We start from the raw sequence: 24,587 nt of genomic DNA, 5'->3' as shown, positions 1-24,587 counted from the left end.
TATGAGAAATATTAAAGCAATAAAAAAAATAAGCATTATCATGCTGATAGCATTCTTTATGACCTTTAGCAGTTGTGAAGAAAGCTTGGATATAGACGTAAGGGACTCATTTGCCAGTGATTTGGTATTGAGTACACCAGAACAAGTTGAACTGTTATTACTTACTACTTATAACAGTACAGAGTCATTTGGGGCTGGCTCCCAGTTTTGGGCACGTTACATGAATGTGGAAATAGCATCCATTGAAGCTAGAATGAATTTCAACGCAGCAACACAAGCCTTGGACATCTTTAGAGTTCTTAGGGGTTGGTCTTCTCAAAATGTAGGACAGTTAGGTCAAAAATGGCAAGACCTTTACACCTATGTAAGACAAGCCAATGTATTCTTAGAATTGGTTGAAGGTAGCGAGGCCCAAATAAATCATCCTGATGAAATAGAAGCCTTAAAGGCTGAGATGCGTTTTTTACGGGCTAATCAGTATTCAAAACTATTAAAGTTCTTTGGGGGCGTACCATTATTAACCTCGGCTACAACGCTAGATGACGACTTTAATATTCCACGTAATAGTTATCAAGAAGTCGTAGATTTTATTGTTAGTGAAATTGATGAAATCGCCCCACTTTTACCACTAACTAGAGAAAGTGGAGAATTTGGCAGAGCTACAAGATTGGCTGCGTTGGCATTGAAATCTAGAACTTTGTTATATGCAGCGAGTGATTTGCACGACCCGTCTATGGCTCCGCAAACATCTAATTTGGAATTGTACACCTATGACAAGGCCAACAAATGGCAAGATGCTGCGGATGCTGCTAAAGCAGTCATTGATTTGGTAGGGGATCGAGATTTGATAAGTACTCCCGATGCTAAGGCTTATCAAGATCTATTTTTATCAGCAAATCAAGATATCTTATTCGCAAGACCGTTTGGGGGAACTGTTTTTGGCTTCGGCACCGATGTAACGACCCAACCTGACAATGCGCAATCGCCTAGAGGTTTTGATGGATGGAATCTTTCTACACCATTGCACAACCACACCTTAATTTATAATATGGATGACGGTAATACTACGGATAGTCCTTCCTATGATGCAGCAAACCCTTACGAGAATCGCGAAATGCGTTTTTACGCCAATATCAATTACCAAGGAGCTATATTTAGAGGAAGACCTATTGATTACGCTATTTCTTTAGATAACACCGTTGTCCCAGATGGTTTAGATTCTTTTTCACAAGACCAGCAGACCTTAGGAAACTTTAGACACGGATCTACAACTGGATATGGAATACGTAAATTTCAAAATGAGGCATTGGGTACAGATGTAAAACAAGCTAGCCCGGGTAGACCCTATATCATCTATCGACTTGCAGAAATTTATCTAAATTATGCAGAGGCTTCCTTTAGAGCTGGTGATGAAGAGACGGCAAGAAGATATGTAAGTAGGGTTTCTGAAAGGGCCTTGCAACCAGCTATTACAGCTAGTGGTCCAGAACTATTAGAAGCAATAAAAAGAGAGCGACGGGTAGAGCTTGCCTTTGAAGGTCATAACTTCTTTGACGAAAGACGTTGGTTAAATGAAGATAATCTTGGTTTTGACGTAAAAGGTCTGCGCTGGACAAAAGATCTTGATGAAAATGTTTCTTTTGAAGAATTTACAATTGAAACAAGACCATTTGATAAAAAACAGTACTACTTGCCAATACCACAATCAGAAATAAATAGAACCGAGGCGCTTATTCAAAACGAAGGTTATTAATTAAAACTTAAGGCTGCAGACGGTAATTTGACCAATGAAGAATATAATACAACGACCATGGTTCATCCGGCAATATTACCTGCCCATACCACAGTCCGAGGTTGAAAAAGCTCCTTCAATGCTTCAAAACGCCGGTTACTAAAAGTATTGAACACCTTATAAAAAATTTATATTGAGTTGTTTGTTGAGTTAGTTTGTTGCCAGGGAGCCTTAGGGTTCCCTGGCTTTTTTTGCCTAAAATAGAAGAACCCAAAAAGCACAAAATAAAAACAGGGAGCCTCCTTTTATAAATCGGCTCCCTGTTTTCATATATTACAATACCCTAATACAATCTCTTCACTATTTGGTATCCTTTTGGTCAGATAAGGCCCCTACCTTTCTCAAATAGACATAAAACGCTCCAAAACGAACACCATCTTCCCTAGTAAAATTCGCTTTTAAATGCTTACGGCCTTTCACCAAATACGTCTTAAAGGTTACGTTAGTTGACTTCATGTCAACGGGACTATCCAGATGCAGTGCGTCAATATCTAGACTTGCACTTTTTAGCGGATACGACACCCCTTCTGGCCGAACGTTGTACCATTTTTCGGCCTGTCCGAGCTGTGGTGGTGTAGCATTAAATGCCAAGTTCGATTCCTTGGGCCATCTTCGCAACTCAATTTCATAATATCCGTCGCGTTGTACGTCTATCATATAAAACCCATCGGCAAAAGCCGGCTTTTTACCAGATTCAGGATTTCGGATATACGATTGGTTCCATGCTATGGGATCCGAACTATGCAGGTCATGAACGGTAATCGCGGTTTCTTGAATGGTAGGCACTCCAATTTTATAAGCCTCATAGTGCGAAAAATCCCGAGACGTATAGTCCCACCACTTTTCATAGGCTTCACGCATCTCCCTTACCTTTTCAGGATGTTTTGAAGCGATGTCTTTTTCTTGTCCGGGATCTTTCCTAATATGATATAGTTCTTTGCCATCTATAAGTCTCCAATCGTCATCCATAACAGCACTCATCCTCCATTTTACAGGTTGCTGTAAACGATTGTTGTCTACTACGCAATAGCGGTGCGGAAGCTTCTCCACTTCCTTGTTCAACAAGGGCGCCAAGCTTTTTCCATCATAACCTAGATTTGGAACTTTCCCCAAATCACATAGGTCGATCAAGGTAGGAAGCACATCAAAATTCATAGCCAGTTGATCGATCGAGCGCCCCCCTGTTAGCTTACCGTCTTTCCAACGCATTAAGAAAGGGACACGATGTCCGCCTTCATATTGTGAACCCTTATGCCCACGCATACCTGCGTTATAACCTTGAACTTTTCCTTTAACCACTTTATGTCCCGTCTGGGTACCGTTATCGGTCATGAAAATCAAAATGGTATTGTCTTTCAAACCTAAAACCTCCAGTTTTTTATCTAGAAGGGCAATATTGTCATCTATGTTGGTGATCATACCATAATAGGCCTTTTGGTCATCGTTGATGGTCTTTTCGCCCTTGTACATATCGTAATACTTTTGGGGTACGTTCAATGGACCATGAGGGGCGTTCAATGAGATATAGAGGAAAAAAGGATGGTCTTTTTTTCTTTCCATAAAATCCATTGCCTCCGAGAAAAAGATATCGGTGCAATAGCCTTCAAACTTCTCTGGAACCCCGTTTCGCCAGTAGGTATCATCAAAATAATTGTTCTGCCAATAATCGGGTGTTTGGCCTACACCTCCACCACCGTGTACTACGGTTTCTTGAAACCCTCTATCTTGGGGACGGTACGGATAGGCATCGCCCAAATGCCATTTTCCGTACATTCCGGTAGCATATCCGTTATCCTCAAAGACCTGGGGCATCAATACAAACTTCTCACGAAGCAAACTGGCGCCACCAATGGTATGCCATACTCCCGCACGGTTACCGTCCGCTCCCGTTAATAAGCCCGACCGGCTCGGCGCGCAGGTCGTTCCACTATGAAAATTCGTGAAACGGACGCCTTCATCGTGCAGCTTGTCCATTGTCGGCGTTTGAATGACCTTGTTACCATGGGCCGCAATATCCCCATAGCCTTGATCATCGGTCAAAATTATAATCACATTTGGCTTTTTATCTGTTTGTGCCATTGCCATCGTACCCAAAAGGCTAGAACCTAAGGCCCATGCGTACATTACTTTACTTAATATTCCCATTTATTAATTTTTATGAGTGTTCTTGTTTTTCTTCTTTTCGGCTTCTTGCTCAAGCAACTTCGCATAGGTAAGTTGACGATACTGGTTCTTCTGACTCTCTGGAGCTTTTCTATCGAATAAAACAGTGTATTTTCCGTAATCGTTGGCTTTCATACCTTCTTTTACCAAGTGTCGATATCGTTTATCGTAAAGTTTGCGCATTTTCTTCAACTCTGCCTTATACGCTTCGTCTTGTGCCAAGTTGTGCATTTCCAGTTTATCTACGGCAATATGAAAGAGCTCTTCCGTGGGCTGCATGCGTTCATCGGTATATTGCCAGTAAATGTATTTATAGTCTTCGGTAACCACCGATAGCGCTTGAATTTCATCGTTTCCCCACATATTGGTCAGCGCAATATGGTCTCTTTTGATTCCCCCTTCCCTATCTATTAGAGGCAACAAGTTTTCGCCATCCATATTTTTGGGAATATCGACTCCCGCATACGTTAGGATAGTTGGAGCTACGTCTATATTGGCCGTTACGGTCTTCCTTTTAATGCCGCGTTGACTTTGGGGCGTTCGTGGATCGTAAATAATAAATGGCGACCTGGAAGCCTCCTCATACGGCAGTACCTTTCCCCCTAGGTTATGGGCTCCACAGCTATAACCATTATCACTGGTAAATATGATGATGGTATTTTTATCGAGGCCCTGTTCTACCAAGGATTTACGAATCATTCCGATAGCATAATCCACACCATGGATCAATTGGTTGTATTTTCTGATCGCTTCTTGATAGGAAGCTTCCGACTCCCTCCAAAAATTATATGAATTATACTGTCGCCCCGATTTTGCCTGGGGTGCCAAATGGGTAGCATTTTCCGCTCCGTAATTATCGGGTTTTTTATAGGTTTGTCCGGCATAGACCCCGTCAAAGAAAGGATCGGGTGTAAAAGGCAAATGAGGCGCCTTAAAACTAATGGACATGCAGAAGGGCTTTCCCGAGCTTTTTGCTTCCTTGATAAAGTCGCCCGCCCATGCGCCATAGGCCCGTGTGCTGTGCGGATATTCTTCGGCATATTCCGCTATAGTCGGGTTCTTGACCGTCTCATAAATGGTCTGTCCGGGTCCTCCGCCCCATTTGTCAAAATAACCTACTGGCAATCCATCTTCAATTTTTTCTGAACCTTCCCCTTCAAGAACAAATCCAACCTTGCCCGCAAAGCCCGTAAAATATCCCGCTTCTTTCAACAAAACCGGATAGGAATTTTCGAACTTATCAACGGCTAAATCACCATGCATAAAATTACACCCGGTTTTGTACTCATACATCCCCGTTAAAATATTGGCCCTACTGGCCATACATATAGAGGTCGTATTATAATGATTGAGAAATAGCACACCATCTTTGGCCAGCCGGTCCATATTGGGCGTTTTCACTTGGTCATTTCCGTAACAACCGGTAGCCACACTGGTCTGGTCATCTGAAAGAAGAAATATGATATTGGGCCTATCATCACTCTGTCCCAAAACACGTTTTCCAACCATGAACACAACCAGAAAAATTAACATCAACGTACCTTTATTTTTCATATCTCAACGAATTTATACATAAGCCTTCTTCAGTTATCGATAGTTTCGCAAAGTAAGGGATTATGCGATTTATTTGAATGAAATGCACCTCTCTTGTCTTTACCCAGAAAAGGTGCATTCATACTTTCATTTTTAATATCCAGGGTTCTGTGTTAACACGCCCTGTGACAAATCTATTTGTGACAAAGGTATAGGCATAATCTCATGCAGTCCTTTTTTAAAGCCCAAGGGCCCCAACAAAGCCTCCGCCCTGTCGGTTCTAATTAGATCATGATACCGGAAGCCTTCGCCTGCCAATTCAACCCTGCGCTCGTGATAAATGGCATCCAACAAAGCTTGTCCGCTTAGACTGCCGTCCAAATCCGGCACAACGGAAGCGTCATTATCGCCCCTTGCCCTCTGCCTTACCTTATTTACATAGCCTATAGCGGTTGTGGGGTCGGTATCGTAAATAGCTTCGGCATACATTAAATAAGCATCGGACAAACGGATGATTCTAATGTTATTGCCACTATTTCCATTTCCACCCACCGAAGGTTTCGGGTTTTCACTAAATGGAGCTATGGAATACTTCCTAATATACCACTCCGTTCCATACCCACCCGGGACGTTATAAAAAGAGGCGTCAAATCTAGGGTCGTTAGGTTCAAACTCATTTCTTAAGTCTTCTTTAATCTGGGAAAAACCAACGCCACCCTTCTTTCTTGCACCGATCATACGAGGAATTAGAGTTCCCAATTTGTCTGAATTCGACGAAAAATTAACTTCAAATATTGACCCTGTATTCCACTCACCGGAAGGCTCAAAGATCGTAGCATAATCTGCTAGTACGTAAGGTAATTCAAATAACTGTTCCCCATAGGTTTTAACTTGGTCCATTTTATTCTGGTAGAGCGCTACACGCATCATTAGCCCCAGGGCGGCACCTTTGTCGGCATGCCCCAAATAATCAGCTCCTTTATCGAACCTGGAAGGCAATTCAGTAATTGCTTTTTTCAAGTCCTCTTCAATAAAGTTGTATGTTTCTTCGGTTGAGGAACGTGCTACGTTGTATTCCCCAGGCTCTAATGGTTTATCTATTATTGGTACACCTCCAAAAGTATTTACCAGGTCAAAATAATAGTAGGCCCGCAAAAAATGGGCTTCGGCAATAATATCCTTTTTCCTCTCTTCATCGTCAAATTCTATAAGAGGCACATTTTCTAGAACCAAATTGGCATAAAGTACCCCTTTATAATTCACTTGCCATAGTTTCTCTACAGCGGAATTAGAGGTCGTAAGACTAAATATTTCCTTTTCATACAGGTGTGGGCCATCATTTACCCTTGCGCCTCCTTTTAATATGTCATCGGTACCTACATCGCCAAAAACGAGATCATTTGCATTGGCCGCCCCAAAATTTTCGCGGGAATACATTTCACGCATTGGGGAATAGGCTGCCGTCAGGGCCTGCTCGGCATCTACTGGGGTTTTATAAAAATTCGCGATAGTCGGCTCTCCCGATGGTTCTACTTCAAGATAATCTTTACTACATGAACTTAACGCAAAGACCAAGGCCACGGAACAAGACTTGAGTCCGTTTTTAATCATTCTATATCGTATCATAATAAATGTCATTTTTAAAATTTAATATTCAAGCCCAATGTGAAAGTTCTTGCGGAAGGATATAACCCATTGTCAATCCCTATGTCTAAAGGACTGGTACCGTTGTCAGATGTATCTACACCTACTTCTGGATCCATACCTTCATATTTGGTAAAAGTGAGCAAATTCTGTGCGGCTAAATAAATACGAAGGTTGGAAATTGGTGTTTTGTCAAGCATATCTTGCGGTAAGGAATAGCCCAATTGTACATTCTTCAATCTCAAATAAGAACCGTCCTTAACATATCTACTAGAAGATTTTGGCATATTTACACCGTTATTGGCAAAAGTTACCCTAGGCAAAGTATTGGACGTTCCTTCCCCTGTCCACCGGTTCAACATATTGCTAGACATATTGGTACCTAAATCCGCTTCCAACCAGTAAATCGTATGGTTCAAAATATCGTTCCCTTGGCTTCCTTGAAAGAACATTGAAAAGTCGAACTGTTTGTAGTTCATATCGAGGTTTATACCATAAGTGTAATCTGGAAAAGGCGAGCCAATATACTTTCGGTCGTCATCATTAATAATTCCATCATCGTTAAGGTCCCTGTATTTTACATCGCCCGGTTGGGTCTTAGGAAGCACTGCGCTGTTATCGACCTCATCTTGCGTCTGAAAAATACCGATCATTTCATATCCGTAGAAAGAAGCTATAGGGTGACCGGCCTCTGTACGGCTATAATCCTTAGAACGGTTACTACCGATCAAGATACCATCATCGGCCAAAGAAATGACCTTGTTCTTCACAAAGGAGATGTTCCCTCCTAAGCTGAACGAAAAATCACCAAAACTCTTTCTGTAATTTGCGGTAAGTTCAAAACCTTTGTTCTCTATATTACCTGCATTTCCGTAAGGACTTGTCTTATAACCCGCTGTATTAAGAATAGGTATGGCCAAAAGCAAGTCAGTAGTATTCTTGATAAAATAATCGGCGGTAAGGGTAAGCGAGTTATTGAAAAGTCCTAAGTCGACACCAATATTCTTCGTTACCGTAGTTTCCCATTTTAAATCTTGATTACCGGGTCTTAATGGAGCCGCCCCTACCGTAGTAGTCTCGTCGGCACCATACATATAATTGGTATTCAGGTTAAGGGTATTGAAGGTTGCCGAATTGGGAATATTTTGGTTACCGGTTTCTCCCCAACCTGCTCTAAATTTCAACTGGTCCAAGAAGCCAATATTATAAAAGCGTTCGTTGTGAACGTTCCAGCCTAAAGCCACGGAAGGAAACTTACCCCAGCGTTGGTTTTCCCCGAAACGTGAAGACCCATCAAACCTATACGTAGCGGTTATCAGGTAGCGCTCATCATAGTTATAGTTGAGTCTACCGAAGAAGGATAAGAGTTTAGATTCGGAGATGCCACCATTGTTGGTAGAGGTAGATACATTTCCAGAACCTAAGGTCGGATTAGCTACACTTGAAGGGATTTCACTACGCTCTGCTTGTACATTGTTAGAGTTTAGGTTTTGGATTTCTTGTCCCAGCAAGCCATTAAAATTATGTTTATCCTTAAAAACCTTTAGGTAATTAAGAGTATTGGAAAGTACCATAACCCTGTTTTCCGAACGGCTCAGAATATATCGACTTACCGGACTGTTATAGGTGGGTCCCACAAAATATTCAGGCACGTAATTATCACTTTTTACGTTTGTGATTTCCAACCCGTAATTAGACTTGAACTTTAGACCTTTTGCCAAGTCTAGCTCAACAAATAAGTTGCCGAAAAAACTCTCCTTCATACGGTCTCTTTTTCCGTATTCGACCAGTCCTAATGCATTAATGGCACTAGAATAACCAGGAATGCCTAAACTACCATCAGGTGCATAAATCGGGGAAACGGGATCAGTAACGTAGCCTACAAAAGCCGCACGCTGCCAAGGGTTACCGCCCACCTCGGGAACGGAGGTCCTGTCTGAATTAGAGTATTGAATGTTATGACCTACTTTAATTTTTTTACCTACTTGGTACGTATTGTTTACCCTAAAATTGTGACGGCTATAGCCTGACTCCTTAAGGATACCGTCTTGCGAAATATATCCATAGGAGATGTAATAGGTCGATTTTTCACTCCCACCTGAAACGGATAATTGATGGTCTTGAATAAAACCGGAACGGTAAGCGGCATCTTTCCAATTATACGTGGGCAATGCCCCTGTATTTGCCAATTCAGGATTTAAGGGTGTCCCGTCGTTCGTATTGGCCTCATTGACCAACATAGCCCACTGCGGCCCCGTCAGTACATCTAAATTGTCTATTTTGTTCTGTACCCCTGTATATACGTTGTACGACACCGTGGTCTTTCGCTTCGATCCCTTTTTCGTCTCTATCAAAATAACCCCGTTCGCCCCTCTTGAACCATAAATTGCAGTAGCCGAAGCATCTTTAAGCACATCTATGGATGCCGCATCTGCCATGTTGAAGTTGGCAATATCGTTGATGGGCACTCCATCAATAACGTATAAGGGGTCTGAGTTGTTTACGGTTCCCGTACCCCTAATCCTAACGGTTGGACTAGCTCCCGGAGCCCCTGAAGTTCCAGATACCGACACCCCTGCCGCCCTACCTTGTATGGCTTGGTCTAACGAAACGGTATTTGTCTTTTGAATATCATCGGTATTAATGGAAGAAATTGAACCGGTCAGGTCTTTCTTTTTCTGTACCCCATACCCCACGACGACGACCTCTTCCAAGGCCTGTGCATCCTCTTCCATAGTTACCTTAAGGTCTGCACCGGTTACGGTTATTTCTTGAGACTTATAACCAATGTACGAAAAGACCAAAGTGGCTCCTTTAGATACACCTTGAAGTACAAAATTACCATCAAAATCAGTAGTGGTACCATTTGATGATTCCTTTAAAATTACGTTGACCCCCGGTAATGGTCCTTGGGCATCGGAAACGGTTCCTTTTACAGTTTGCGCTTGTGCAAATGCACCTAAAAAGCACAACATAAAAAGGCACCAAAATTGACTAGAAAAACGAATGTTTTTCCCAAAAAAATTAGTGGTTTTCATAAGAGTTGTCATTTGTTGTTTTTTGTTCCGACCAAATTGACAATATTGCTAGTAGAAAAATGCAACAGTTGTTTTTATCCTTAGAACAATTTATCAAATTGACAATCCTAGATAAAACACCAGCCCTTATTCGGCGCTTGACATATAGAAAACCAAGGATCTCGACACACTCTTTTTCCTTGAGATATAAAATTCAGGATTTTTTTCCATAATATTTACTTTTCACGATCACAGAGAAACAAAAAGGGCCTTGCCTAAATAGCAAAGCCCTCTATTTTTTTGTGGAAGCCCCTCCCTTCTTTATTCCCCTTCCACAACGGGTAAATCGGTCACATCTGACGAAGGTAGGTCCAAAGGTCTTAAAAATGGGTTACGCATGGCCGGCATCTCGTTCCTAAAATTAATATAGGCTTCAAAAATAGTTTGCATCACCACTGGATTCTTCCTGCTGACATCGGTAGTTTCGGCTATATCATTTTCTAGGTCAAATAAATAATGCTTATTATCCTCTACCAAGAATTTCCATTTTCCCATACGGGCCGCCCCCATTCTATTGGCATACCAAAACAATGCTTGATGGGGATCTTCTTCATATCCTCCTTTGAGAAAGGGTAAAAGGTTCTCCCCGTCCAAGGTCGTATGATCGGGTATTTTGACATCTGCCGCGGCACATAGCGTCGGATATAGATCAAGGGTACTTACCGGTTTTTTAAAGACCAGCCCTCGCTCTAATTGTGCAGGCCAACTTATAATGTAGGGCACACGTATTCCCGCTTCCCACATATTTCCTTTGAACCCCGAAAGAGGCCCCCGCTGCCCTAAGAGGTGATATGGCGTATCTTCGGGCCACCAAGTTGGTAACGACAAGTGAATAGGGTTGGCTGGGCCGTTATCACTTACGAACACAACAATGGTATTGTCCCGTAATTTTTCTTTCTCGAGGTAATCTAAAATACGCCCCACATTATCATCAATAGCAAGAACCATAGCTGCATACAATTTCATTACCTCAGACTTAATATGGCTTACCCTAGGCAGGTCCGATTTTTTAGCCTGAAGTGGCGTATGTGGCGCATTGAAGGCCAAGTAAAAGAAAAAAGGTTGATCTTTATGTTCTTCTATAAACTCTATACATTGCCTTCCACAACGGTCTGTAAGATATTCTTCCCCTGGCCTTTCAGGACCCCACAACATCGGCGTCCAACCTCCTTTAGGTTTAGAATTCTCCCCGGGTTTATCATCTACCCCCAAATACTTTCCGGTCGGTACCGGAAAATAATTAGAGCCCGATGCCGTAAGTGAATAATTATGGTCAAACGTTGTTTTAGGATAGCCTTGCAAGTTGATTTTTCCCGCCATAGCGGTAACATAGCCCGCATCTGAAAAAGCTTGATTGATGAACTTATGAGACCTAGGAACAACCTCTTCGTTTTCACGATGCTTCATTTTCCAGGTATCATGATTCCATTGCACTCCAAAGCGTTGTTGATATGCGCCCGATAACAAACCATGTCTACTGGGTGAACAAACCGGGGCCGATACATAGCCATCGGTAAAACGAACTCCTTCTTTTGCCAATCTGTCAATATTGGGTGTTTCAAAAAGCTCGCCTCCGTAAGAGGATAAATCGCCATATCCCAAATCATCCACATTAATCAAAATCACATTAGGGCGCTTGAGCGGCTCTTGCGATTTTTTCTTTTTTTGCGCCCTACCTATTGTTCCTGCCGCAAGTAAAATAAGTACGAAAAAAACGGTTAAATTCTTACCCTGCAATACTTGTTTTATAACGAATGTACAATACCCCATAGATTAGCGTAATTGGGTTTTCAAAAAATTCAATCGGCGGACGACCTCCGATTTCTTTTTCCTGAAATCAGGGGAAATCTTACTCTCGTCAATTGGGAAGTTATATCCGTAGTCATGTGATCCCAAAAGCACAATGGAGTTTAAGATCAGTAGGGCTTCGGTCTCGTATTGGGCCGAATAAAGTGCCTCTAGCATAATAGGAACCGGATTGCCGCTTTTCGTTATTCCCAGAAACTCCGCAGCCCTTACCCTATTGACCGCTTGCCCATCATTTTTTGCTATTTCCTTAATATCGGGGACAAGGGCCTTTACGCCGTCACCGAAACTACTGCAGACGATCAATGCCCAATACCGTTGCCATGGATCTGAAGATTGCAGCAAGTCTTTTAATTGTGCTTGTACACCCGCTGCATCTTCCAACATTAAGTTGGCCGTTGCTATATACGCTTGAATCTCTTTTTGATGTGCCCTCCCAAATTCTACGGGCGCATCAAAGGCGTTTTCTATCAAATAAAATTCAGGATAAAACGACAGGTCGGGCATACCTTCGACCCAGTCGTTCAGTAGACCGCGCATTTCTTGTAGCTTGGCTTCAAATTTAGGGTCACCGGCCAAATTGACGGTTTCATAAGGGTCGCCTTCTACATCGTAGAGCATTTCTGGGGTCCGCGATTTGAAAAAAGCGGACTGTTGCCCGTTTAACTTTCCCTCTTCGTACATTCTCTCCCATTCGCCGTAAGCCGCCTGTTTATAACGATACTCATTCATCAAACCATCAAAATTAAAGGGCTGATAATTTCTTATATACTTGTATTTACCCTTGCGCAGCGAGCGTACCATATCGTATTTTTCATCGAACCGATCGGCATATCCATAAGTGACATTTTCTTGATTTAGTTGTTTTGTGTCTACCCCATTTCCCAAAATCGGTTTGCCGTCTATTTGTTCGGGTATTTGAACGCCCGCCAAGTTCAGTACCGTTGGCGCCAAATCAATAAAGCTGACGAAACGATCGGTTTTACTCCCTATTTTTAAGTCGACCCAATCTTTATAGTTCTCGGGAATACGAACCACCATAGGCACGTGTAATCCAGTTTCATAGAGATAGCCTTTACTGCCCGGCAATACCCCGCCATGGTCTCCGTAATAGAAAATGAAGGTGTCTTCCAAGAGACCATCTGCTTCAAGAGCCTTGACCACTTCTCCCAACTGACCGTCCATTTCCTTAATTTTATCGCGATAACGTGCGTTCGTATAATGGAAAAGCTCAGTATCAGGATGATTCGGCTGCACCTTAAATTTTTCGCCTTGGGCGATGGTCGGTACATTTTCCATATCGCTTTCCGGAAAGTGTACCCGCGATTCATGGGTAGTCCCTATATTATGTACATAAAAAAAGGGCTGGTCTCCCTTGCGTTTTTTCCATGTGGCCTTTCCTGACGATTCGTCCCAAGCATCATCACTTTTTACAAGGTTGTAGTCTTCCTTGCTATTATTGGCCGTATAATAGCCTGCATCACGGAGATAGGCCGGAAACATTCGTAAGCTATCGGGCATAGGCACCAATTTTGAACGCCTATGGAACTGTGCACCGATTCTAGGTGCATAGCAACCCGATATGATAGTAGACCGTGCCACACTGCAAACGGGGGCGTTCGAAAACGCACGATCGAATTGTATACCATGTTCTGCCAAGGCTTCGATATTAGGCGTCTCTATTCCGTTAGCATCAAACAACTTCAAATAGTGTTTTGAATTATCCTCCGAAACGATCCAGACAATATTCGGTGGTTTTTGATCGACTTTTTCTTCCTCCTTACAGCACAGATTAAGTAATATGGCAAGTACGGGAAATACAAGGTGTAACTTCATATGTTTTTTATATTTGAAATAAGAATCGAATTTAAAAATGACGTGCTTTAACCCTTCTCCAAAAATGTCATTAATCTTTCGTATTCCATAAAACTATCACTCTTAATTATAGAACAAAAGTCTTTTGTATAGAAATCGTAGAGTTGTTTTACCCTAAACAGCAGATAATCCCCTCTCCTTTTAATTCATTTGTTCTTCCCTACAGGTTATTTTCGATCGTAGGGATCGAAACAAATGTTTAAAACCATAACACTTTTGATTTTTTTAAGGATAAAAGCTGGCAAAATAGATGGGTTCGATTAAATTTATTCGTTACTTATTGTTTGAGCACCTCAAATAAAGAATCCTTTTGGCACCAATAAGGAAAGAATGCATCCAACAAAAAAAATAAATATCCATACCTCAGGTACATTTTTAAAATCGCAACCGTCTGGCCCAGGCAATATCAAAAGAGCCCTTATCGTGTTCCTTTCCTTAATTTCATTGTTCGCCACTGCCCAGACGGAAACCTATTTTCAACACTTGAACAGCAATGACGGGCTCTCTCAAAACGATGTTCTCGCCCTTCACCAAGATGTTTACGGATATATCTGGATCGGTACCGACGATGGGCTGAACCGATACGATGGACGCACTTTCAAAAAATTCAAACCCTCACTTAACAACGAATACGCCATAAGCGGGAATTTAATCAGTACCATTGCAGAAGACACCTTAGGAAATCTATGGATCGGAACGGTCGGTTACGGCATTAACCTCTATGAACGGCAGACCGGAAAGTTCTATACATATATGGCCGGTGGGAAAGACGATAGCGGGCTTGCTTCCGACTTTATAAAGCATATGGTCGTCGATAATAAAAATAGGCTTTGGGTCGGAACGGACAAGGGCCTGCAAGTGGCACAGACTTCGGCCGATCATAGAAATTTGGCTTTCAATTCACCTTTATCCGACAATCAAGCCATATTCAAAACCGTGCCCACCTCTTTGTTCAAAGACCGTGACGGTGCGGTTTGGTTGGGCAGTGCTACGGGTATTTATAAAACAAGACCTCAAGACCGGGCACCACGGCCTCAGCTCATTAAGGCCTTTAAAAATGTCTTTCCAGCGCGAAGTATTGCCCAAAGTCCTTCCGGACAGATGGTCTTTGCTACAGCGAACGGGGTCTACACCCAAATCGAGCCCGAGGGGCCGAACGATGCACAGCTTAAAAAAATAGCGGACCACAACTTAGTGAAAATGGTTGTCGATGCCAAGAACAGACTATGGGGAGGAACAAAACACGGTCTATTCCAATTTTGGCTGAAATCCGACACCCTTTTGTTGAAAAAGCATTATAAAAACAGCTTTGAAAACCCATCAAGCCTGAGTTCCAACTATATCCGGTCATTGCTTATTGACAAAACAGGGGTACTCTGGGCCGGAACCTTTGGTACCGGCATCAATAAATTGGACCTTAACGGTAAACAGTTCAACCATTATGTCGGCAATTTACGGGAAGGGACCCTAAGCAACAATATTATAAAATCGATTTACGAAGACAGCAACGGTACGCTTTGGTTCGGCACGCGAGGAGGATTAAACATGCTTCTGAAGGAGGATAATGATGGTACTTTCTCTAATTTCCGTCAAATAAGCGAAGTGAGTTCGGCCCTTTGTATGAACGAGGTTCAAATTGGTAATCGAAAAATATTGGAATTGGGCAACTCAGGTTTCAAAGGGGTATATCAAATAGACATCACCATCCCTGAAAAAAGCCCCAAGCTAAAAATCAGTCACAAAACAAATGCCACGGTGTTCAGCATGTGTACCGATAGGTTCGGGCAAGTTTGGTACGGAACCTACAACAAAGGTCTCTTTCGGGCCAAGTCTGCCTCAGACCCAGTTTTAAAAAATTTTGACAGTAGCCATAATATTTCCAGTAACATTATCAGAAACATCGTAGAAGATAGTAAGGGTAATCTATGGGTGGGTACCGGTAAAGGCTTGAACAAACTATCTGCCGACCAACTGTTGTCCGACGCCCCCCAATTTGTTTCTTATAAGCGAGTCGAAAATGATTCCATTGGTATAAGCCACAACTATATCTTGCCGATTTATGAGAGTTCAAAAGGAATCATATGGATCGGAACCCTAGGTGGAGGGCTCAACCGGTACATTAAAGATGAAGCTAGCGGTAAGGAATATTTTAAAACCTATACCGAGGCCGATGGCCTCCCCAACAATGTCATTAAAAGCATTGAAGAAGACCATGAGGGCAATCTCTGGATATCGACCAACAGCGGCATCTCTAAATTCGACCCCATCAAGGAAACCTTCAAAAACTATGACAGCAAAGACGGCCTTCAGGGCAATGAATTTAATGAACTGGCATCATTAAAAAGGTCCGATGGCGAACTGATTTTTGGCGGTGTCAACGGTATTAGTACGTTTTATCCGGAGAACATCAAACAAAATATCATTCCGCCCGATGTACACATAGACCGATTTTTTTTGAACAACAAGCAGCTGACCCCCAATAGAAAAATAGAAGGTAAGGAAATTATAGACCAAACCATTCTGACCTCTGACAAACTTAAACTTCGGTATAATGAAAACAACATATCGTTAGGTTTTTCGGCCCTTCACTTTTCGTCGCCGAACAAAAACCAATATCAATATCGCTTGAGGGGCTTTCAAGACGATTGGTCAGAGAGCCCGAGCAATAGAAACCTGGTTACCTATACCAACTTGGCCCCGGGCACCTATTATTTTGAGGTAAAGGCCGCCAATAGCGACGGATTCTGGAACCAAGAACCCGATGTGCTACAGATAACCATTACCCCTCCTTTTTGGAAAACCCCGTGGGCCTATGCCCTTTATACCCTCTTGGTCATTTTATTACTCTATGCCTTTGGTAAATTTACCCTGATTCGAATCGAGGAGAAACACCAACTCACCATGGACCATCTTACCAAACAAAAGGCCCATGAACTCAACCAAATGAAACTGGAATTCTTCACCAATGTCTCACACGAGTTCAGAACCCCACTTTCGTTGATCAACGGCCCCTTGCAGTTTCTTGAAAAAAACAACGACATTATGGAGCCTAAAGAACGTCTGAACCAATACAGGCTCATGCAAAAAAACTCATCCCTGCTCTTACGGCTGGTCAACCAGCTTCTTGATTTTCAAAAAATCGAACAAAAAAAGATGGTTCTTGAAGTGGGGTACTTCAATATTTTACAGAACATAAGGGAAATCAAAGCCTCTTTCGATTTTTTGGCGACCAACCGTTCGATCCAATTCTCACTTATCAGCGATACGGAGGAACTGATTACCTGGTTTAGTCCAGATGCCTTGGAAAAAGTCATGAACAACCTGCTATCCAATGCATTCAAGTTTACGCCCGATGGTGGTGAGATTTCCATAGTGGTCGGCAACATTTCAAAATATGTAGGTACCACAAAGGAAGAATTCGTTAAGATAGAGGTTCGCGATAACGGAAACGGAATCTCCTCCTCCAGTCTCGAAAAAATATTCGACCGTTTCTTTAATGACGATAGCGCCGAAAATAGGAATACCTACGGCATGGGTATTGGCCTTGCCCTCACAAAAAGCCTTGTACAACGTCACCACGGTGAGATTATAGTGGAAAAAGGAACGAAAAAAGGGGCCAACTTTATCTTCTTCCTCCCTAAAAAATTCGATTTTTACAAAGACGATAAGATTATTGGCTCAGAATCGACCAAGGCCATGGTACACCCTAACTTAGACCACTTAAAGGAAGTTAGTTTTGAAACCGAGGAGGACGAAATTACCACAACGGACAAAAAACCCGTAATATTGGTCGTTGAAGATAATACAGACCTGAGGACCTTCATCAAAAGTGGCCTTTATAAAAAATACGAAATCTTAGAAGCTGAAAATGGCCATAAAGCCTTGGAAATTTTAAAGGAGCACACGCCCAATATTATTATCAGTGATATTATGATGCCCAAAATGGACGGTATATCATTTGCCAAAGCACTAAAAAAGGAGATGGAATACAATCATATTCCCATTATTTTCCTATCGGCAAAATCTGACGACAAGAGCCAGCTCGAAGGGCTAAAACTAGGCGTAGACGATTACCTGACCAAGCCTTTCAACCTTGAGCATTTAGAGGTAAAACTAAACAACATTCTCAAGTACCGCAGGGAGTTGAGAAACTATATGCAACGTGAAGTTTCGCTGTCGCCAAGTGAGATAATGGTTACATCACCCGACCAAGAATTCTTGAACCGTGTTATAGAACTGCTCGAAATGAATATAATGGACGCCGAATTCAATGCAGAATCGCTCACTAGCGCACTTTCTATGAGCCGAAGTGCCGTTTACAATAAGTTCAAGGAATATACCGGACTATCGACTGGGGAATTTATCAGAAGATTCAGGCTTAAAAGGGCGAAACAGTTATTGGAGACCACTGATCTGACCGTTAAAGAAATCCTATACATGTCAGGATTCAATACGGCTTCGTATTTTACCAAATGTTTTAAAAAGGTATACGGGGAACTTCCTAAGGAATATCAGGCCTCACGGCGTCAACAAGACAACCCTAAGAAGGAGCCCCTGCTTTGATCGAAAGCTTTTACCACGTAGTACACAAAGACGGCCTTACTCGTAGAAGCTCAATTTATTCTTAAGCCTTATGAGCTCTTCTTCGGTTCGTTCGATACGTTCAAGCAGCCGCGTAATGACCTCTACCCCTTCAAGGTTAATATTCAAATCAGTGTGCAACCTCAGTATTTTTTCGGCCTTGGGAAGCTCTTCCATAGGAATGTACAAGCTATCACTACGCTGTATGACCCTTACAAGTCCAAACTCGTTCAACTGACTAATGACCGTTGTAGAAATACTATGGCCGTTACAGAATTCGGTAACCGATACATATTCTTCTTGCTGCATAATCTTAGTTTTTAAGGGATGCCAATTTTTTGAACAGTTCCTTTTCTTGATCGGAAAGACCGGTAGGGGTCTTCACATTGTACGTAATGAACAAATCTCCGAACTGACCTTCCTTTTTATAGATAGGAAAACCTTTACCCTTTAATTTTACCGTAGTACCACTTTGGGTTTCAGGTTTGACCTTGAGTTTTGCCTTTCCATCGAAAGTATCGACCGTAATTTCACCCCCTAAGATGGCGGTATACAGGTCTAGGTCAACGTTCTTGTACAAATGGTTCCCGTCTCTTTTGAACGGGGTATTGTTATCGATGATAAAGGTGAGATAAAGATCTCCTTTGGGCCCACCATTACGACCTGGCCCACCATGCCCTGTAATTTTAATAGTCTGGCCATTTTCGATTCCGGCGGGAATGGTGATTCTTATATTCTTTCCATTTACGGTCAGGGTCTGCTTTTGGGTTTTATAGGCATCATGTAAATTTAAGCGGAGTTCGGCGTTCAGGTCTTGCCCTCTGTACCGTACCTGTTGTCCGCCCCGAGAGGAAAAGCCTCCTTGGGAAAATCCACCCCCACCAAACATAGACTCGAAGAAATCGGAAAAATCGCCCCCACCAAAATCTTGGCGCTGTCCTGAACTTGCCCTAGAGCCCCGTTGTTGGGCCTTGGCTTTCTCAAATTCTTCGGCATGCATCCAGTCTTTTCCGTACTGGTCATATTTCTTTCGCTTTTCAGGATCGCCCAAAACCTCATTCGCCTCGTTGGCCTCCTTGAATTTTTTCTCGGCAGCCGCATCATTGGGATTTACATCAGGATGGTACTTTCTTGCCAGTTTTCTGTATGCTTTTTTAATTTCCTTTTCAGTAGCATTCCTGGGTACGCCCAAAACCTTGTAATAATCGATATACTCCATCTTGATGTTTATTTAAGCGAAGACGTGAAATTCAGCATGAAATTAACCAAAAATCAGCGCTAGGTCAAGCCTTTTGGGCAATGTTTTTACGGAAAGAAAAAGATAAATAACATCATATGACCACGGTCATCTTTCTGGAATAAAACATAAAAAAAACCATAGGCAAGTAGTTTGAACAAAAGGGGGAACTACCTATGGTTTTATAAAACTATTTAGACAGCGCCGAATCATAAGCTCACGGGCGCTACCAAAGCAAAAGAAGGATTTTCTTATTTCTCTACAGGTTTATAGATCCTGATCCAATCGACCCTAAACGTATTGTTTTCTATATTGCCCAGTTCATTGTCCGTAGGCGTATAGGTACTGGATTGTAAACCCGAGGCCGGTGAAGACCGCCAAGTTTGGTCTTCTATATTGATAATGATATCCATTTCCTTATTGAGACCGGTGCGGGTATCGATTTCCGTATTACCGGAATCCGTTGTATTCGTAAAGTGTTTGGGGTCGATAATGTCCTTTCCTGAAACGGTCCTCACCAAAACACCGTCTATGTAATATTCTAGATGCCATGGATCCCTCCAATACACACCAAACCTATGGAACTCTTTGTTCCAGACGGTGCCGTCTTCGAACCAAGAACCGGCATCCTTTGGTTGATAATCTTGAAATGGGTCTCGAACAAAGACGTGATGGCTTATATGTATCTTTTTAGAAAAATACGAATGATCCTTTCCGGCACTTTCGGAATAATCGGCCCCATATGCCTCTAGAATATCTATCTCTTGGGTGTCATCAGGACTCAATAGCCAAACATCGGAGGCCAAGGTAGAGTTCATGACCTTTGCCCTTGCCTCGATATATACAGGATAGACCACTCGGGTCTTAGACGTAACGCACCCCATGTTCATTTTATCGGAATCCGGTTTTCTTGTCGCCCACATTTTTAGCTCGCCATCGGCTACATAAGACCTGTCACGTTTCCATTCAGTCAGCCCTGGGCCTGCCCAGGCATTGTGATAAAAATCGTCCCACTTTTCGAGAAATTCACTCCCTTTATTATCGGCAGGTGCCTCATATTCAAAATTATCGGAAATCTCTTGAAACTCCCACTTCATATCCGGTCCTGCATCGGCGGGTACGGGAATATCCTTCCAGTCAACCTCCTTATCAAGGTCTTGCTCCGAGCTTTCTTCGGGTTCTCCCTCTTGTTCTGTTTCCTGTTCTTGTTCAACCGGTAAATCCGTTGTACTATCAAATTTTGAATTATCGCCACACCCCAACAAAAGGGCACAACAAAAGACCAACCTCAGATGGATTAAATACATGTTCATACGTAGTTTTAAAAAGGAATAAAAAGGGAGAATCTTTCAACTCTCCCTCTAACTCAAACAACTCAACAATTGTTATGGCCTCTCTTCTTTTTCAATGATAGAGAAGTTATCGTAATACACGGTTGCAGCCGTAGTTTTGTCAGCATTAGTAAGAATTCTAAGATAGAATTGTGATAAAGACGAAGTATTGACATATTCATTTGTGATTGTTACCCAAACGCCTTCAGGATGCTCAAACAGCGTGCGTACTTGGAAATTCCAGTTCTGAAGTAGGAATAAGCCTATCTCCGCATCAGCTGCACCTACCACACCTGGTTCCACGTACATATCATAAGAAACTATATACGTTTTACCTTCTTCAAAAATGATTGGGTTTTCAAACATAGCACTAGCCTCTGCATTATCTTGACCCGGTTCAATTTGGAGTTTCAGGCTATAATTACCGGTTGAAGCTTGCTCAGTTGAATACTCTACAGTTCCCTTATTACTCCAAAATGTACCCCAGCTATCCGCACCGGTCTCCAAACCTGCTATTGCCTCGGGCACAAGGTTCACGGTACTCATGATAACAGGTTCATCAGTAAATGGCAAGGCCTCTCGTGTATCGGTAGACTCTATGGTACCTCCGGAATAAGAAACGGTAATTACATCAGGTCGGTAAATAGGTGCCGCCAATTTAATATCCATTTTTGTGGCATCATCTTCGTTAACGGTAACCGAGGCAACCTCAAAAGCCTCTCCGTTCACCTTTACCGTAAAAAACTCTTCTTGACCACCAAAAGGTGTGAATTCTCCATTATAGGGTACTTGTATAGTTTCATCTTCCAATTCCCGAATCACTCCGGTCAGTTCAAAAGGTTTAGACGAGGGTATAACCTTTATAGGTGCGGTCATTTGGTAACTTGCAAAAGCACCTGGTAAATTTTGTCCCGATCGTGACGAGTTCATACTTACCCTAAAGCTTCCCAAGGAATTAAAGGTTATATTTGCGATAGAATCACCACTACTGTTCAAAACCGGATTTTCCGCCACTTCATCTCCTGGCTTAAAAGCTTTACGTACAGACCATGTTCGGCCAGTAGGCTCACCTATGGTGGTCAAGTCGGTAAACTCTAAGCTACTACCGGCCTCTATATATACCGTATCGGTAGCTTGGTGGTTTACTACGACATCGTCATTTCTAACTTTAATCTTAGGAACCAATCTCGGATAAACCTTCACTAAAAAGGTAGTATCTATAACAAACACGTCCCCTTCTTTTTTCGCGGGCATTTCATAATCTACATCTCCACGATTCCCTTTAAAGACAACCATTTCATTAAAGGTATTGTGCAGCCTTACCTTTTTCATACCCGAGGTTTGAAAAAGTACATGTACCGTCTTTTCGTACGAGGTTGTCGTTCTAGGCTCAATAATGAATTTCTCCAAAATTGTGTCATTTCTATCGATTGGCCCCTCTAAAAAGGCATCCGATGTTTCTATGGTCCATTTGTGGTTTACGGCACCTTGTGAGAGATCGGTAAACGACAAGTATTCATCTATATTGACCTGAAGATCATTGGCTGTACCCTTACTCGTATAAAACCCTATATCTGAAAAGGGGAAGGGCGCCTCGTATTCATTATCGTCGCAGCCCACGAACAGGATGGCCAAGACCGCTAATATTCTTATTGCGTATTTCATTTTATGATATTTTAATTGCTTGTTTTTAGGCATTTTCAATAATCTAACCCTAATATCTTCTAGAACATTAGTCATTTAATTGAGGGTTGGATATAATTTCAGAATTTGGCAATGGCCAATAGGCATGAAGATCATCGTTATAGTTGTTGGCGGCTTCTTGAAATTCGTTCCAATTTTCGTCTATGTCTGGATCACCAACAGGTAGTTCCTTAACAATTGAACCCCATCGGGTAACCTCTTTACCATCTTCATCCAGCAATTTGTAGTGATCTGCCGAATAACGTCTTTGGGCCAATTCTTTAAAACGATCCGCCTTAACGCCCCATCTTCTCAAGTCGATGTTTCTGTTTCCGTCACCTTCCGCAGAGAGTTCCAAAGGCAATTCGGTATACATAAGATGTTCCATCAAGCTTTGGGCATCATAGCTTTTATTATCGTGGTCGTTGGCAGGAAACTCGCCTGTACCGTTGAGCCCCAATAGCTGAACACCAGACCTTCTCCTTACCCTATTGATATAGACCAAGGCCTCATCTATGTTACCTAATTTGATTTGACACTCGGCGTACTGAAGATAAATCTCGGCCAAACGGATCAAACGTTCGTTAACACCAGATCTGACCTTTCCTGGCGATAATTCTTCTTCTGACCGGGTGATATCCCAATTCGTGTGTTTTCTCCAAAACGCAGTCATTTTAACGTTAAAATTCGAAGCTTGCCCTGTTTTTTCCCTTAAATAATACCCCATATCCTCATCGTCTACCAAAGCAACCGACCACGATGTTCTTAAACTAAATTTTCGATAACGTTCATTACCTTCCTCATCTATTATCTTGTTTCTTGGGTCTGAAAAATCTAAGGGCTCATTTCTATATTTCAATATCAACCAGTTGGCCAGCACAGCCCCAAACCATTTACCATCACCCCCTGTAAACTGTCTAACATAAGACGGATTGGCAACATCCCTTCCATCATAAGGGCCTAATTCGTTCTTAAAATCCAGGGAATAACCGACTTCAAGTATAGATTCTTCGTTGAACTCGTCCATAGTGGTAAAATTGCTACCAATATTGGGCGTTAATGAATACCCATAATCATCGATTACACTCTTAAAATAAGTCGATGCGGTTTCGTAATCGCCTTCATAGAGATACGATTGCCCCATAACGGCCACGGCGGCACCTGCGGTTACACGTCCTTTTTCCTTATCTTCCCAACTAACAGGAAGGTTTTCGGAAGCGAACTTCAAATCTTCCATGTAGAATTTCTTTACTTCCTCGGCCGATGAAATGGGCTGATAAAACTCACTTTCTTTGACCGGTACGAAATCAAAAATAGGTACCGCCCCTTTATTAAATGTGTTATAAAGATTAAAGTAAATGTATCCTCTTATAAACCGAGCTTGTGCAAGAATTATAAGCCCTTCTTCTTTCTCCTTTTCGGTGGTGTAGGTTTCGCTTATTTTTGCAGCCGCCTCAATAACCTGGTTGGCCCTGAATATAGTGGTATAGTTTGCACTCCACTTATTATTGGGTACGGAAGAAGCATCGTTAAATATCTGTAGATAATACTCATTTGTATTGTTGGGGCGCTGATACCCACTTGCCCAAGCCAAATCGGTTCTGGCAAGCTCACCTACCAAATTTATATTATTCGCATTTGCAAAACCCTTATATGTTCCAATTAGACCTTGCTCAAGGTCTTTATTGTCTTTCCAAAAAGTTTCCGTAGAAATTTGATTGGGATTGGTCTGTTCAAGAAAATCGTCAGAACAGCCTACAAATGCCAGTATAGGTACTATTATGGCAAATAACCGTTTTGTTATCGTTGTTTTCATAACTCTTATTTTGTCATTTTTTTTATCGGAATTATTCATCTTCATATCA

14 protein-coding genes are annotated in these 24,587 nt (G+C 42.1%); 3 read left to right on the top strand and 11 right to left on the bottom strand.

Annotated features, from left to right (window positions below; translation table 11 throughout):
- Position 1: 1 nt before the first annotated feature.
- Entirely contained in the window at positions 2–1,753 is a 1,752-nt protein-coding gene (locus BW980_RS06195; protein WP_076454071.1) for a RagB/SusD family nutrient uptake outer membrane protein, read from the top strand.
- Between the two features lie 34 nt (positions 1,754–1,787).
- Positions 1,788–1,895: a RagB/SusD family nutrient uptake outer membrane protein gene (locus BW980_RS23010; protein ID WP_139327620.1), complete on the top strand. Its 108-nt coding sequence runs from the start codon at positions 1,788–1,790 to the stop codon at positions 1,893–1,895.
- A 197-nt stretch (positions 1,896–2,092) separates the two neighbouring features.
- On the opposite strand, the gene BW980_RS06190 is transcribed toward BW980_RS23010, so the two are convergent.
- The 6 genes from BW980_RS06190 to BW980_RS06165 form a co-directional block, all read right to left on the bottom strand.
- Positions 2,093–3,937: an arylsulfatase gene (locus tag BW980_RS06190; RefSeq protein ID WP_083690382.1), complete on the bottom strand. Its 1,845-nt coding sequence runs from the start codon at positions 3,935–3,937 to the stop codon at positions 2,093–2,095.
- A 3-nt stretch (positions 3,938–3,940) separates the two neighbouring features.
- Entirely contained in the window at positions 3,941–5,509 is a 1,569-nt protein-coding gene (locus BW980_RS06185; protein ID WP_076454069.1) for a sulfatase family protein, read from the bottom strand.
- 132 nt (positions 5,510–5,641) lie between these two features.
- On the bottom strand, positions 5,642–7,114 hold the full coding sequence (locus tag BW980_RS06180) for a RagB/SusD family nutrient uptake outer membrane protein (RefSeq protein WP_076454715.1): 1,473 nt from the start codon (positions 7,112–7,114) through the stop codon (positions 5,642–5,644).
- 14 nt (positions 7,115–7,128) lie between these two features.
- A complete protein-coding gene (locus BW980_RS06175) occupies positions 7,129–10,170 on the bottom strand; it encodes a SusC/RagA family TonB-linked outer membrane protein (protein WP_076454068.1) in 3,042 nt (1,013 codons plus the stop codon).
- Positions 10,171–10,470: 300 nt separating this feature from the next.
- On the bottom strand, positions 10,471–11,979 hold the full coding sequence (locus BW980_RS06170; protein WP_076454067.1) for a sulfatase-like hydrolase/transferase: 1,509 nt from the start codon (positions 11,977–11,979) through the stop codon (positions 10,471–10,473).
- A gap of 3 nt (positions 11,980–11,982) precedes the next feature.
- Positions 11,983–13,851 (bottom strand): sulfatase-like hydrolase/transferase, encoded by a 1,869-nt coding sequence (locus BW980_RS06165; protein ID WP_076454066.1) that lies wholly within the window; start codon positions 13,849–13,851, stop codon positions 11,983–11,985.
- A 369-nt stretch (positions 13,852–14,220) separates the two neighbouring features.
- Between BW980_RS06165 and BW980_RS06160 the strand changes: the two genes are divergently transcribed.
- A complete protein-coding gene (locus BW980_RS06160; RefSeq protein WP_083690380.1) occupies positions 14,221–18,453 on the top strand; it encodes a two-component regulator propeller domain-containing protein in 4,233 nt (1,410 codons plus the stop codon).
- Positions 18,454–18,489: 36 nt separating this feature from the next.
- Here BW980_RS06160 and BW980_RS06155 read toward each other — a convergent pair whose 3' ends face one another.
- The 5 genes from BW980_RS06155 to BW980_RS06135 all read right to left on the bottom strand — a co-directional run bounded on the left by BW980_RS06155 (position 18,490) and on the right by BW980_RS06135 (position 24,538).
- Positions 18,490–18,780: a chaperone modulator CbpM gene (locus tag BW980_RS06155; RefSeq protein ID WP_076454065.1), complete on the bottom strand. Its 291-nt coding sequence runs from the start codon at positions 18,778–18,780 to the stop codon at positions 18,490–18,492.
- 4 nt (positions 18,781–18,784) lie between these two features.
- Entirely contained in the window at positions 18,785–19,690 is a 906-nt protein-coding gene (locus tag BW980_RS06150; RefSeq protein WP_076454064.1) for a DnaJ C-terminal domain-containing protein, read from the bottom strand.
- Positions 19,691–19,959: 269 nt separating this feature from the next.
- Positions 19,960–21,021: a family 16 glycosylhydrolase gene (locus BW980_RS06145; RefSeq protein WP_245799976.1), complete on the bottom strand. Its 1,062-nt coding sequence runs from the start codon at positions 21,019–21,021 to the stop codon at positions 19,960–19,962.
- Positions 21,022–21,093: 72 nt separating this feature from the next.
- Positions 21,094–22,704, bottom strand: coding sequence for a hypothetical protein (locus BW980_RS06140; RefSeq protein WP_076454709.1), 1,611 nt, complete (start codon positions 22,702–22,704; stop codon positions 21,094–21,096).
- A gap of 67 nt (positions 22,705–22,771) precedes the next feature.
- Positions 22,772–24,538, bottom strand: coding sequence for a RagB/SusD family nutrient uptake outer membrane protein (locus BW980_RS06135; RefSeq protein WP_076454707.1), 1,767 nt, complete (start codon positions 24,536–24,538; stop codon positions 22,772–22,774).
- Positions 24,539–24,587 lie beyond the last annotated feature (49 nt).

It is taken from the genome of Zobellia uliginosa (assembly GCF_900156625.1).
Taxonomy (GTDB): Bacteria; Bacteroidota; Bacteroidia; order Flavobacteriales; family Flavobacteriaceae; genus Zobellia; species Zobellia uliginosa.
This window is presented reverse-complemented; position numbering and strand designations above follow the sequence as displayed.